Source organism: Vibrio sp. A2-1, assembly GCF_021728355.1.
Classification (GTDB): Bacteria; Pseudomonadota; Gammaproteobacteria; order Enterobacterales; family Vibrionaceae; genus Vibrio; species Vibrio splendidus_K.
The window spans coordinates 79,021-91,991 of sequence record NZ_JAKKCO010000001.1; the positions used below are offsets into that span (position 1 = coordinate 79,021).

General features: G+C 43.9%; 12 protein-coding genes. 6 read left to right on the plus strand and 6 right to left on the minus strand.

Translation table 11 applies throughout. The features are described from left to right. Nucleotides 1-804, minus strand: coding sequence for an energy transducer TonB (locus L3V33_RS00380; protein WP_237288696.1), 804 nt, complete (start codon nucleotides 802-804; stop codon nucleotides 1-3). Nucleotides 805-964: 160 nt separating this feature from the next. Here L3V33_RS00380 and hutW point away from each other — a divergent pair, with 160 nt between their 5' ends. The 4 genes from hutW to L3V33_RS00400 all read left to right on the plus strand — a co-directional run bounded on the left by hutW (nucleotide 965) and on the right by L3V33_RS00400 (nucleotide 4,279). Continuing rightward, nucleotides 965-2,374, plus strand: a complete 1,410-nt coding sequence (hutW, locus tag L3V33_RS00385) for a heme anaerobic degradation radical SAM methyltransferase ChuW/HutW (RefSeq protein ID WP_237288697.1) — start codon at nucleotides 965-967, stop codon at nucleotides 2,372-2,374. 57 nt (nucleotides 2,375-2,431) lie between these two features. After that, a complete protein-coding gene (gene hutX / locus L3V33_RS00390) occupies nucleotides 2,432-2,953 on the plus strand; it encodes a heme utilization cystosolic carrier protein HutX (protein WP_237288698.1) in 522 nt (173 codons plus the stop codon). A 141-nt stretch (nucleotides 2,954-3,094) separates the two neighbouring features. Continuing rightward, entirely contained in the window at nucleotides 3,095-3,625 is a 531-nt protein-coding gene (hutZ, locus tag L3V33_RS00395) for a heme utilization protein HutZ (protein ID WP_237288699.1), read from the plus strand. A 111-nt stretch (nucleotides 3,626-3,736) separates the two neighbouring features. Then, on the plus strand, nucleotides 3,737-4,279 hold the full coding sequence (locus tag L3V33_RS00400; RefSeq protein WP_065207004.1) for an ATP:cob(I)alamin adenosyltransferase: 543 nt from the start codon (nucleotides 3,737-3,739) through the stop codon (nucleotides 4,277-4,279). Between the two features lie 125 nt (nucleotides 4,280-4,404). On the opposite strand, the gene L3V33_RS00405 is transcribed toward L3V33_RS00400, so the two are convergent. Further along, nucleotides 4,405-5,319: a chemotaxis protein gene (locus L3V33_RS00405; protein WP_054545755.1), complete on the minus strand. Its 915-nt coding sequence runs from the start codon at nucleotides 5,317-5,319 to the stop codon at nucleotides 4,405-4,407. A 282-nt stretch (nucleotides 5,320-5,601) separates the two neighbouring features. On the opposite strand from L3V33_RS00405, the gene ppiC reads away from it, so the two are divergent. Beyond that, nucleotides 5,602-5,880 (plus strand): peptidylprolyl isomerase PpiC, encoded by a 279-nt coding sequence (ppiC, locus tag L3V33_RS00410; RefSeq protein WP_004731852.1) that lies wholly within the window; start codon nucleotides 5,602-5,604, stop codon nucleotides 5,878-5,880. A gap of 283 nt (nucleotides 5,881-6,163) precedes the next feature. Next, the gene (locus tag L3V33_RS00415; protein WP_237288700.1) at nucleotides 6,164-7,570 is read left to right on the plus strand and encodes an alpha-amylase family glycosyl hydrolase; all 1,407 of its coding nucleotides are present in this window, start codon (nucleotides 6,164-6,166) and stop codon (nucleotides 7,568-7,570) included. Nucleotides 7,571-7,718: 148 nt separating this feature from the next. On the opposite strand, the gene L3V33_RS00420 is transcribed toward L3V33_RS00415, so the two are convergent. The 4 genes from L3V33_RS00420 to L3V33_RS00435 all read right to left on the minus strand — a co-directional run bounded on the left by L3V33_RS00420 (nucleotide 7,719) and on the right by L3V33_RS00435 (nucleotide 12,956). Further along, entirely contained in the window at nucleotides 7,719-9,590 is a 1,872-nt protein-coding gene (locus L3V33_RS00420; protein ID WP_114634832.1) for a methyl-accepting chemotaxis protein, read from the minus strand. Nucleotides 9,591-10,048: 458 nt separating this feature from the next. Further along, a complete protein-coding gene (locus L3V33_RS00425; RefSeq protein ID WP_237288701.1) occupies nucleotides 10,049-11,419 on the minus strand; it encodes a YjiH family protein in 1,371 nt (456 codons plus the stop codon). 229 nt (nucleotides 11,420-11,648) lie between these two features. After that, nucleotides 11,649-12,323 (minus strand): YoaK family protein, encoded by a 675-nt coding sequence (locus L3V33_RS00430; protein WP_004731845.1) that lies wholly within the window; start codon nucleotides 12,321-12,323, stop codon nucleotides 11,649-11,651. Between the two features lie 150 nt (nucleotides 12,324-12,473). Next, nucleotides 12,474-12,956, minus strand: coding sequence for a GFA family protein (locus tag L3V33_RS00435; RefSeq protein WP_017077401.1), 483 nt, complete (start codon nucleotides 12,954-12,956; stop codon nucleotides 12,474-12,476). Nucleotides 12,957-12,971 lie beyond the last annotated feature (15 nt).

Here is a 12,971-nt window from a genome sequence, read left to right on the forward strand (position 1 = left end):
TTAATCCAACCTAAAACGAACAGGTATTTGTACACGGTGAGCAATCGCTCGACCATTGACAGTGTGAGGTGAGAATTTCCATTGTTTAATGGCGTCTAAAGCGGCGTTGTCGAGCATTAGTGCGCCTGATGAATTTACTAATGCTTGTTTAATTTGTTTGCCCTCAGCGTCTAACCAGACCTCATAAGTAGCGACACCTTCAACGCCACGACGTCTAGCTTGGCGTGGGTAATTTGGTGGTGTGGGGCGTGAAGAAAAAGAGGGCTTAGTGACTAATACGGGCTCTTGGTTTGATACGCCTTGGCTTACTTCCTGAGGTTGATTGGCTGATTCGTCCATATTCTTATCGACTTTCTTGTCGGCCAACTTTTCTGGTTGAGGCGTTGGTTTGGACTTTGGTTCTGGGCGTTCTTTCTTAACGACCTTTTTCTGAGTCACTGGTTTCTTTTGAATCGGCTTCTTTTCAACAACCTTTTTCTCTACTTTCTTGGGTTGAGGTTTATTGGTGATCGCTTTTTTCTTTGGTGTCGGTTTGGCTTGCTTTGGTTCGACTGCCTTGGGTTCGACAGGTTTAGGTTCAGCTTGTGAGACCGTTTCTTTGATTGGTTCTGGTTCAACCGGCTCTGTGATGGTTTTTTGTTGAGCTGGAGAAGGCGTGCTCTTGGGAGTGAAGTTGATCGATACCGTGTTCGATTGGCTACCTGCAGGCATCGCGAATACTTTGGATTCTTGAGCAACAAATAATAGCGCCGCATGAATCACTAACGATGCACCGCCTGCAATAACATATCTAGGAACGTTCACACTCAATCCTTTACCAAATCCAAAATCTGTATCGGATTATTGCCTAGAATCTAAATAAGATCAATTATCAATTGCATTATCATTTGCGTCTATTTATGATTATTTCAGTTTTAGCGAATAGTCTTCCAGACTTTGCTATGTAAGTGTTTAGAGAGATTATATGAGTCTTAATATCTATAAGTATGACGAATCAATCTTGGGTGTTTCTAGCCCTGATCCGCTTCGTTTTGCGTTTGCTAAAAAGCATTCTGCCCATGCCGGAGGAAGTTCAATTCCGGTCGACCCCAGTAAGAAGTTAGAACTCTTTGACGAACTGATGCTGAGTGAAGGGAAAAAACAGGATAAGCGTTGCTTGTATATCCACATTCCTTTTTGTCGCGTGCGCTGTACGTTCTGCAATTTCTTCCAAAATGCCGCAAGCCGTAAATTAGTGGATGAGTATTTCGATGCGCTGATGGTTGAGTTGAAGCAAAAAGCCAAAACCCCTTGGGCTCAGTCTGGATTATTTCACGCCGTCTACATTGGTGGTGGAACACCTACCGATTTGTCTCCCCAACAAGTAGAGCAGTTAGGCAAGGCTATTCGCCAATATTTCCCGCTAGCAAACGATGTGGAAATGACCTTGGAAGGGCGCATCAATCGCTTTGGCGACGAGATGTTTGATCGTGCGCTTGAAGGTGGCTTCAATCGTTTCTCATTCGGTATTCAAAGTTTCAATACTCAGGTTCGACGCAGTGCTAAGCGCCTAGATGACCGAGAGGTTGTGCTAGAACGTATCAGTGCTTTGAGTCGTACCGAGCAAGCGCCAATAGTTCTTGATCTGTTATATGGATTACCATACCAGTCAATGGAAGTGTTCCAACAAGATTTAGAAGACTACATGTCTACTGGTGCACACGGTATTGACCTCTATCAACTGATTGTTGGGGGTAATGCACCTATGCTTAATCTCGTTGAGAAAGGAAAAATTCCACCACCAGCGAACACGCCAGATAAAGCGAGTATGTACTTGGCGGGTGTCGAGTTCATGGCAAAAAATAAGGTCAAGCAACTGAGCGTGAATCACTGGACGCGTGATAACCGAGAACGCAGCATTTACAACAGCTTAGCGAAAACTTATGCCGAAGTTCTACCCATTGGTTGTGGCGCTGGTGGCAACATCGGTGGTCATGGAGTAATGCAACATCGAACTTTAGACAGCTACATGGAGTCTATAAAGCAAGGTCAATTACCTATTGCCATGATGACGAAGCAAAGCTCACTAGAGCCAAGCTTCTCTTCATTGAAGGCAGGTTTTGATTCTGGTGTTGTTAGAAGAAGCACGTTACCGAGCTTTATGGGACAAGACACATTCGATTACTTGAAGCCTCTTTTCATGCACTGGGAAAAGAATGGTCTAGTCGAGCTTTCGGAAGATTATTTGAGCCTGACTATCGCGGGTAGTTTTTGGGCGGTAAGCCTAGCGCAGAGTGTAATTCTAGTGCTTAACGCTGAATATCAAGCGATGCACCCAGCGCCGAAAGTGTCAGGTTCGGGCGTTCACCCGCATGCAAGCTTGAAGCACGCTTAATATCGAATTTTTAGTTTATAACTTACGTAAATTACTCGTTTATACGGAACATATTCAATGACAGATACAACATTAGAAATGACAGAAACTCTAGAACAAAGCGTAGCTCGAATTTTAGAAGAAGAGCCAAAACTACTGCCGACAGCAATTGCTGAGAAGCTAGGTGTTTCAGAGGTTGAAGTAGTAGCAGCCTTTCCAAGCGACATGGCGGTGATGCTAGATGGCAGCCGAGCTCAAGAGATTCTAGAAGGTTTAGTGGGCTGGGGCCCGGTGACCACAATTATGCATTCATTTAGCTCAATCTTCGAAGTAAAGGCGCCGTTCCCTAAAGGCAAAGTCGCACGTGGTTACTACAACCTAATGGGCAAAGAGGGCGAGCTTCATGGCCACTTGAAACTTGATAACGTTAAACATATCGGTTTGGTGAGCAAGGCGTTCATGGGTCGTGAAAGTCATTACTTCGGTTTCTTCAGTGAAACGGGCGAGAACATTTTTAAGATCTACCTAGGCCGCAATGAAAAGCGTGAGCTTATTGTCGACCAAGTAGAACGCTTCAAAGCACTAAAAGAACAAGCTTAAGCATAATTAACGGCAAGCTTAACTAAGGTTGCCAACTCGTTTAAACAAGACATGAATGCTCGAGGATCGTTTAGTTTGCTAATGATCGCTCAACCTTGAGCAAAAATAATAAATCAGAGAAAGTGAAGAAAGGAATTACCCATGGAACAGCAAGTAAAACAAGAACGTCTACAAGGTCGCCTAGGTCCAGAAATTAAAGAGTTTCGCCAAGAGCGCCGTACCCTTCAACTTGCAACGGTTGATGAAGAAGGTCGCCCGAACGTAAGTTACGCACCTTTCGTTCAGAACCAAGAAGGTTACTTTGTTCTAATTTCTGATATTGCTCGTCATGCTCGTAACTTGAAAGCAAACCCTCAAGTGTCTTTGATGATGATTGAAGACGAAGAGAGCTCTAAGCAGCTTTACGCACGTAAGCGTTTGACGTTTGATGCTCAAGCAAGTGTTGTAGAGCGTGAGACGGTACTATGGACTCAAGTGATTGGACAGATGCAAGAGCGTTTTGGCGAAGTCATTGATGGTTTGAGCCAGCTTCAAGATTTCTCTCTATTCAACCTTAAAGCAGAGAACGGCCTGTTCGTGAAAGGCTTTGGTCAGGCATACCAAGTGTCTGGCGACGATTTGGTGGATTTCGTTCACCTGCAAGAAGGCCATAAAAAAGTGTCTAACGAATAAGCTCGTTTAACCGATTTCTTTAGGAGCCCTCCAATGTGAGGGCTTTTTTATGTCTAAATCAAAGATTTTGATATATTGGTGTCAGATTATTTCAAGTTTAAGGATTGTTGTGTGAAACCAGTAAGTCGAGATTGGGATGAATTCTGTTACCCATTTATCTATGAAGACAGTCCTATCTGTGATTTTGAGATTTTGTCGGATGAACTTTGTTGCCGAGTTGGATTAGTATTGTCTTTAGACCTAGAGCCTCAGGTTCGTGAGATCCTGCAACGTTTGCAGCCGAACATCTATCACTTGAATGGTTCTGTACGTGGGAAATTAGCCATCACCGAGTCTGAATTGGTCGAGCTCAAGCAAGATTATCATCACATTCGCGATCAGCTAGAAGGTGGTTTCAAAGGGTTTGTTTTGCCCGGTGGGCACCGAGTGTCCGGCGAGCTTCACTTGTGTCGCTGTCAGGCTAAAAAAGTCGTGCGAGCATTGGTGAGTATTGAGCATCATGAAAGCAAAAAATCGCCAGACCCGATTCTTTTTAAATACGCTAACTTAGTCGCGAACACACTCTATGCATTGGCGTCTTTTACCAATCATGTCAATGAAGTTGAGGAAGTGGAATTTGTGAGTAAGAGTTATTCTATGCCAAAGAAATCTTAAGGAAAAGATCCATATTGATTCATATCTAATCCTTAAGAAGCTAAGAAGCTAAGAAGCTAAGAAGCTAAGAAGCTAAGAAGCTAAACCATTAAGCATGATGCTAGGTTTAGCTTCCAAAATAGCGTCTAAGCAGCCGTAGATGCTTCGTTTAAGACTTTTGCGCCGCGTAGCATGGCTTCGATTAATTCGCCCGCATTGAACTTCTCAAGCGCTTCATGTGCACCTACCTGATTGGCTCGGTCGACACAGATTTCACTGGACAGTGAGGTATGCAAAATACAGTAGGCATGACTCAGTGCGCTGTCATTTTGTACTTCGAACGCAAGCTCATAGCCATCGAGTCCAGGCATCTCAATATCACTCACGAGAAGATCAATTGCATTGCCAGCGCTGGCTTGGCGACGCATTAGATCGATCGCATCTAAACCATTATTACAAATACTGTAAGGGATGTTGATACTGTCCAAGGCATCAGATAGCTGTTTCCTCGCGATTAAAGAGTCATCAACCAATAAGATATTCAGCGCTTTGAGACGCTCCCTTTCTACATCGGTCAGCATTGGAATATGCGCGTTTTCATAAGCCGGGTAGATCTTAGAAAGTAATAACTCCACGTCGAGCATTTGCACGATACGATCTTCAAAACGCGTAATACCAGTAACAAACACATTACGACCCACACTGGCGGGTGGCGATTCAATGCTTTTCCAATCACATTCAATGATTTTATCAATCGAACGAACCAAAAATGCCACTACTGTTCTTAAACAATCGGTGACGATGAGCACACAATCTTGGTATTCAGAGGGTGTTATCGGTCGAAAGCCAATCGCTGCAGACATATCAATGACTGGAACGGTAAGATCGCGGATGGTCACCGTACCAATCACGTGATGATGGGAGTATGGGATTTGAGTCATCGGCTGAAAAGGCACTATTTCTCTTACCTTAAGCGTGCCAATCGCAAAACTTTGAGTAAGGGATAATTTGAACATCAACATTCCCTGTGACTGACTCGCTTTACTGATCGGTTTGGCCATAGTGGCTCCTACTTAATACGCGCTTAATTTATAAGGATTAATTTAAAGGGAAACAGGGATATCGGCAAGTCACTATACGGTTTTTAGGGGTTTTAAGGCAGTTGTTTTCGGTTATAGAGTGAAGATTGGCAGTTCTTGGGTTAAAATCACGCTAAACGCGCGCTGTCGATGGTTTTATGTCGACAAGTCGTTAGCGATAAACAGAATTACAACAGTCAGTTCATTAACGATGCTCTAAGCAACCATCGTAAGTAAACTGACCGCAACGCACTGAGAATTATCATGGCAAGAACAGCAGCAGCGCTTCATATTTTGGTGAAGCACAAAGAAGTAGCAGAAGACATCATCAAGCAGCTTAAAAAAGGTGCTAAGTTTCAAACGCTAGCGAAGAAGCATTCAACGTGTCCATCTGGTAAAAAGGGCGGAGACCTAGGCGAGTTCAAAAAAGGTCAAATGGTGCCTCAGTTTGATAAGGTTTGTTTCTCTGGTGAGACGCTAGTACCACACCTTGTTAAAACAAAATTTGGCTGGCACGTAGTGAAGGTTCTTTACAGAACTTAGTCATAAATATGTGTTAGATTGAATAAAAGGAGCGTATGTACGCTCCTTTTTTGTCACTTTTTTGTGCAGTTTAAAGCACTACGGTTGAGTGTTCATCCCAGACGTTATGCGATAATTGGCACTACGCCCTTGACTATCCGCCGTGACTAATCGGTGGGAGGAGGAGGGTTTTTAATGAGTAACTCATATAATAAATACCATTCTTAAGGAAATTTATGCAGCTTTGCCTTTTAGCCTTTGTATTTATCTAGAAAGCTGTAAACAAGTTTGGTAGGAGAACAACATGGATAGTTCAGCTATGTTAAGCAACCCAGCGACAGATGTGATATTGCATGCCTTTGACTGGTGCTACGCTGACGTAATGAAGAACGCCCCACTGATCCAAGAGTTGGGTTATAAATCTGTTTTAGTATCACCGGCAATGAAGTCGTTACGCGGACCTAAAGGTTGCGACCGTGATTCTGGCACCCAATGGTGGCAGCGCTATCAACCACAAGATTATCGTGTGATTGATAATCAGCTTGGTGACACGCAAGATTTCACTGCGATGGTGAACACGTTAAAGCAATACGGGCTTCGTACCTATGTGGACGTCGTGTTTAACCACATGGCCAATGAGTCGGGTATCCGTGGCGATTTAACGTATCCAAATCAGCAAGATATGGCGTCTTATCAAGAAGATGCTGACTATTACGAATCCATACGTTTGTTTGGCGATCTTTCTAAGCCTTTATTTGATGAAAACGACTTTGTTGAAGCGTTTGGTATCAAAAACTGGAAAGACACTTGGGAAGTGCAGAACGGACGTATTACCGGTGGAGTTAGTGACCCTGGCTTGCCAACGCTGTTAGACAACGACAATGTGGTCGCGCAGCAGAGAGCTTACCTAAAAGCCTTAAAAGAGATTGGCGTGAAAGGGTTTCGCATAGACGCAGCAAAACACATGACACTGTCACATCTACGTAAGGTGTGGACTGATGATATTTGCGAAGAAATGCACATCTTTGGCGAGATCATTACTGATGGTGGTGCGACCAAAGAAGAGTATGAGTTGTTCCTTGAGCCTTACCTCAAACACACTCGCTTAGGTGCTTACGATTTCCCTCTGTTCAATACTATCTTCAAATCCTTTGAAGAGCAGGGCAGCTTTAAATCTCTGATCAACCCTTACTGTTTTGGTCAGGCGTTATCGAATATGCGAGCAATCACTTTTGCCGTCACTCATGATATTCCAAATAATGAAGTATTTTTGGATCACGTAATGGGTGAAGTTGACGAGCGATTAGCTCACGCCTTTATTCTTGGTCGAGACGGCGGTGTGCCGCTTGTTTACAGTGAGCTAAGTACCAGCGGCATTCTGGATCAGAACGGTCAGCCTCGTTGGCTTAACGATTGGCAAGCGCCTTACATGAAAAACATGATTCAGTTTCATAACCATGTTCATGGCGAAGCGATGCGTGTGGTTGAGGCAAATGATGATTTGCTGGTGTTTGTCCGTGGAGACAAAGGCATTGTGGTGATCAACAAGTCGAAGCGAAGTAAAACGGCATCACTGGCTTGGACTGGTACAGTAACGGACTTATTGTCTGGTGCAGTGTTTGATTGTGTCGATAGGACGCTAACCATTCAGGTTGAATCTAATCAGTGCATGATGCTGACGACCAATGAGTTCGAACCTGTGATGAGTTAAGTCTGATCGGTTAGAAAGAGAAGTCGAAAAAAGAAAGACCCGTTTACTAGCATCTAGTAAACGGGTCTTTTGTTTTTTAGGTTCTTGGCGGAACGTTGGTTAAGCCTATGTATTGGTTAAGCTAAGCGCTGATTAACACAAACTTCTGTTAAACCGTAAACTTGTTCAATAGCTCGTCTTGTTGGCGAACATTGTCAGTTTGTACCTGCATTGCCGTGTTTGCTTCTTGAGCCGCGTTGGATACTTGTGTTGAAAGGTCTTTGATCTTAACTGTGTTGTTGTTGATCTCTTCCGCTACTAAGCTCTGCTCTTCTGCTGCTGAAGCAATTTGAATATTCATATCAGAGATACGCTGAATCGCGTCACGGATGCGGTCAAGTGAAGAGTTTGCTTGCTGAGCGCGTTCAACGGCGTCAGTGGCTGTGTCTTTACTTTGGTTCATCGCGTTCGATACTGAGCTTGCACCCGCTTGGAGTTGCTCAATCATGTTGCGGATTTCAGTGGTCGATTCTTGAGTACGTTGCGCCAGAGTTCGAACTTCGTCGGCTACGACTGCGAAACCACGACCAGATTCACCAGCACGTGCCGCTTCAATCGCTGCGTTCAATGCGAGTAGGTTAGTTTGGTCTGCAATATCGTTGATTACTTTAAGAATCGTTTCGATGTTGGCTGTCGCTGATTCCAGTACTTGTACTTCTGCAACCGCTTGGTCGATACGTGCTGAAAGGTTATCAATGGCTTGAGTGGTATCACTGACTACAGATGTACCGTCTAGCGTTGCTTCGTCAGCTTCACGAGCCGCTGCTGCTGCGCCTTGAGCGTTGTTCGCGACTTCTGTTGCAGTCACTGCCATCTCGTTCATTGCAGTCGCTAATTGCTCAAGCTCTTGCAGTTGGGTATTCATCGCGTTTGCTGATTCGCCTGCACCTTTAACCGTGATTTCAGTACCACGCTTAATCTCAACACCAATCGCTTTTGATTGAATGATTTGGTTTTGCAGGTTTTCAGTAAAGGTATTGAAACCTTTTGCTAGGTCAGAGAACTCTTTGTCTGTGTTGGTGTCTAGTCGTTTGGTTAAGTCACCTTGACCGCTCGCCACATCTTGAATTGCTTGGTTAAGCACATCAAGTGGACGCATTAACACACGGATCAGAACAGTCAGTGCAATGATGCTGAGAATTACCGCAATCAATGAGTAGATCATCGAGCTGTTCTTCAGATCTTCCACGGTTTGGAACGCGATCTCTTCATCAAGGATTGCGCCAATGTACCAATCTTCACTTGGGATGTGGGTGAAGTTAACTAGGAACATTTTTCCGTCGACTTCAATTTCTTGAGAGCCTTCACGAATGCTTGCTTGTGGCATGTAGCTTGAAAGCGTTTCACCGTTGTTTTTCGCATTCGGGTGAGCAATCGTTGTGCCGTCAGCAGTGACTAGGAATAGGTAGCCGGCATCAAACAAGTTCACTTGGTTTACCAATGTCGCAAGGTTGGTCAGTTCTAGGTCGTAGAACATGCCTGCCGTGAAGCGGCCGCTGTCTTTAACTGGCGTACCCACAGAGATGATGACTTTCTTACTTGATGCATCCACATAAGGAGCGGTAACAACTAAACTGTTTTTGGATTTAGCATCAATGTACCAAGGGCGGATTCGTGGGTCGTAATCAGGGCCGGCTTCCCAACCATCATCATTCTCAATGACGAAACCGTTTGCTTCATAACCAAAGCCAACTGCAAGAAAGCTGTTTTTAAGCTTTGGTTTTTCTAGGATTTCTTTTACGTAAGTGCGATCTTGAGGGTTAATCTCGATGACTTCAGTCGTCGATTGAGCCAACGCTTTCTTGGCGTTCATTTCTGATACGACTGTATTTTTTACGCCAGAGACCATCTCTTTTAGGCTCGCATTGACGTGGTTTTCTACAGCACTTCTTACGGTGTAAAGTTGTTGTATTGAAAGCAATGATACTGTCACTAGCAGCAAGGCTGATGATGCAGCAACCACCTTATGGCTAAATTTCATTGAGTGTTCCCCTTCTCACAGGCTTTGCGAAGTCTAAAGTTAATCGTGTTTTTCTAATTATATATATCGACGAGATTGAAATTTACTTGAATGTAATTTCACAAAATAGACTACAAAAATACAACAACCTAAACAATACAAAATTCACTAAATCATATATTTGTTACTTTTAGCATTTGGTTCAATGAGTTGAAGATACACGTGAGCCTAGAGCCTACTGGTATTGATAATTTATTAATTAGACGTTTATGTGTGTGGTTTTCTATTCTAAGACGAGAAGGAAGTTAAACAGATATGAAATTAAATGATATGCCAATTTTATATCTTGGCTGTATTTTTGGTGGGTAGGTGAATGTATTTTGAGCGGGTAGGGAATGTCTTTACTGGCAATAAAAAGCCCCACAAAAGTGAGGCTTTATAAAATAGTTCTTAATTACGCTATATCAGTAGGGTCTAATTTAGAATATTAGATGTGCTACACCAGCGATAACCGGAAGTGTAATTAACGTACGCAGAATAAAGATAATAAACAGCTCGAGGATGTTCACTGGAATCTTACTGCCTAGAAGCAGAGCGCCTACTTCAGACATGTAGATCAGCTGAGTTACCGACATTGCTGCAATAACAAAGCGAGTCATCTCGTTGTCGATAGAAGCCGCAAGGATTGCCGGGATGAACATGTCTGCAAAACCAACCACGATGGTTTCAGATGCTGCAACCGCTTCAGGAACACCAAGTAGCTCTAGGAATGGAATGAAAGGTTGACCTAGGAATGAGAATACCGATGTGTATTCCGCAATAACCAGTGCCATCGTACCAAGGCCCATAACAACAGGCAGTACACCAAATACCATATCTACGGCGTTACGGATGCCTTCAGCAAATACTGACTTAGCTGACTTAACTTGTGATGCTTTGTTTACTGCTAGCTCAAGACCCCAAGAGAATGTTGAGTGACCTGCAGGAATCGCGTCAGCGTCTTTGTGAGGCTTGCTGCCATCAATGAAGGTGTCTTTCTTCATGCTTAGTGGCGGAAGGCGAGGGATGATTACCGCAGCCACAATACCCGCTAGACAGATTGCTGCGTAGAAAGGTAGGAATAGGTGCTCTAGCTCTACTTGAGCAATAACCACAAGGCTGAACGTGATAGAGACTGCAGAGAAAGTCGTACCAACTACAGCGGCTTCACGCTGGGTGTAGAATTTCTTCTCGTATTGTTTGCTTGTAAGCAGGATACCGACACTGCCGTCACCTAACCAAGAAGCCATACAATCGATAGCACTACGACCAGGCAGGTTGAAGATTGGGCGCATTACTTTACTTAGTAAGGTGCCAAACAATTCTAGCAAACCAAAGTTAAGCAGTAGTGGCAGTAACAAACCAGCAAAGATAAACACTGAAAATAGAGTCGGCAATAGGCCTTCTAGCACGAGACCGCCGGTGTTTTCTTCCCAAATAAATTCAGGGCCGACTTGGAAGAAAGCCATGAATGCTGCAGCACCACCGATAAGACGAACCAACAACCACAGTGGAGATGGGTTGAAAAGGCCGCTTAAAAATGAGTTCGATGTAATGAATGCAGGTTTGAAAATGGTGCTTAAAACTGAAGCTACAGACATGAAGGCAACGATTGCAGTGATAATAGCAACTAGAGACTCACCGAAAACCGCTTGAATTGATTTGGCTAGAATAGCGACAGGGATCGTTAGATCACCTTGGTAGCTGATTGGCGCCATGAAAAGGAATAAACCAATCAGAGATGGGATTAAGAAAACCCAGAAACTGCCTTTAGATTTCTCTGGTTGAGCAGTATTCGTGTTGTTAGACATGTTAATTGTTCTCGTATTTCTACATGTAAAAAAGCCACATCCTTGGCGTTTTTATTCTCTAAACATCCGTATTTTCTCACTGGCTGCAAGGTTACCCAGTATTGATAGTGCTTGCAATACTATTCATCAAATATCGCTAACTATTCACACTGGTTATTCTGCAACTCATTAAGAGTTTAGAATAAAGTGTTGCGGATGTTACGTAATTTGAGGATATATTGCCAGATATTTATAAATTGACTGGCGTTTCAGTTCGATAGGTCAGGTAGAGCCAGTAGCTAAATGCGATAATGAAGGCGAAAGAGGCAGGGAAAGCCAGCGCCAAAATTTCAAAGCGCTGGAACAGACAAGCTCCGCTTAAACCACCAAACAGAAAGCCAACCACAATGAACATCAGTAGTTTGGCTTTACGACGGTCAAAAGGCATCCCCTTTAAGCGAGCACCAATCATGATCCCAAGATCCGTGATGATCCCGCTCATGTGCGTTGTTCGAATGATCGCACCGCTGTAAGTCGTTATCATCGCGTTCTGCAAACCACAGGCTGCTGAAGCGAAGTATTGGCCTGAAGTGTAGCCCTGTAACAGTGCCCAAAGTGCTAAAAATAGCAACCCCCCTTCAATGCACAGAGCAACGCCGTAACGACGCCCTAACTTCAGTGCTTGGTTCTCAATAAAGAATCCGCTGAAGGCTGCACCTAACATAAAGCTCATGATAATCAGTAAAAGATGTAAAGAAGCCGAAGTTGGTGTGAGCAGGCTACTGCCTAATAAAGACATGGTGCCTGAAATGTGGGAGATCGCTTGATGCTGAAAGCCGAGTAAGCCAATCGCATTAACACTGCCAGCAAGGCCTGCGAGCAACAAAGCGCCGTATTCAACCCAGCGAGGTAGCTTAGAAATCATGTGGTTCACCCTGGGTTAAAAAGAGGAGCCGATTATAACGCTAGCGAAAAGATACGCTAGCGCTGTGGTGCGTTGATATTTGATCTTAGGCAACAGTATTGCAGTTTGTTCTAATGCCGTTGCTTTATCGAGATAAAGGTCAGTAACAGGCTAGTTGTAGTGACTCATTTGATGGTCAAATTTGACCCAGCCGTGTTTACGTTCTTCGTAGACTGAAAAGCTCGGTAGCGGAAAGTCTTGCTCTTTAAATAATCCGAGCGGGACGATATAAAAATCGGCAGCAGCAACAGATTGTAAGAGCATGGTGGTGCCACACTTAGGGCAAAACTGATAGGTCACTTCACTGCCCGTATCACTGATGCGTGAGAAAGAAGTGACTTCTCCGTTTAATGTGACTTGTTCTATTGGGAATCGAGCCTGAACACCAAACACACTTCCGGTGCGTTTCTGACATTCATAGCAATGGCATACAGAGGTTCGTTGAGGCTCGCCTCTGCATACTAGGTTGACTGCTCCACAGCGGCATTCGCAACTTCTGATATTTCTATCTTTAATATGATTGATATCCATCCATGCTCCACTTCTGGTTAACCCTGTATTGATAATTATACTAAAGCCCTTTATGGTCTGCACAACTGGATGAAAACA

Bases quoted from the DNA above. Each gene is read 5' to 3' on its own strand.
- hutW (WP_237288697.1), top strand. From the start codon at position 965: ATGAGTCTTAATATCTATAAGTATGACGAATCAATCTTGGGTGTTTCT.
- L3V33_RS00415 (WP_237288700.1), top strand. From the start codon at position 6,164: ATGGATAGTTCAGCTATGTTAAGCAACCCAGCGACAGATGTGATATTG.
- hutX (WP_237288698.1), top strand. From the start codon at position 2,432: ATGACAGATACAACATTAGAAATGACAGAAACTCTAGAACAAAGCGTA.
- L3V33_RS00430 (WP_004731845.1), bottom strand. From the start codon at position 12,323: ATGATTTCTAAGCTACCTCGCTGGGTTGAATACGGCGCTTTGTTGCTC.
- L3V33_RS00425 (WP_237288701.1), bottom strand. From the start codon at position 11,419: ATGTCTAACAACACGAATACTGCTCAACCAGAGAAATCTAAAGGCAGT.
- ppiC (WP_004731852.1), top strand. From the start codon at position 5,602: ATGGCAAGAACAGCAGCAGCGCTTCATATTTTGGTGAAGCACAAAGAA.
- L3V33_RS00420 (WP_114634832.1), bottom strand. From the start codon at position 9,590: ATGAAATTTAGCCATAAGGTGGTTGCTGCATCATCAGCCTTGCTGCTA.
- L3V33_RS00405 (WP_054545755.1), bottom strand. From the start codon at position 5,319: ATGGCCAAACCGATCAGTAAAGCGAGTCAGTCACAGGGAATGTTGATG.
- hutZ (WP_237288699.1), top strand. From the start codon at position 3,095: ATGGAACAGCAAGTAAAACAAGAACGTCTACAAGGTCGCCTAGGTCCA.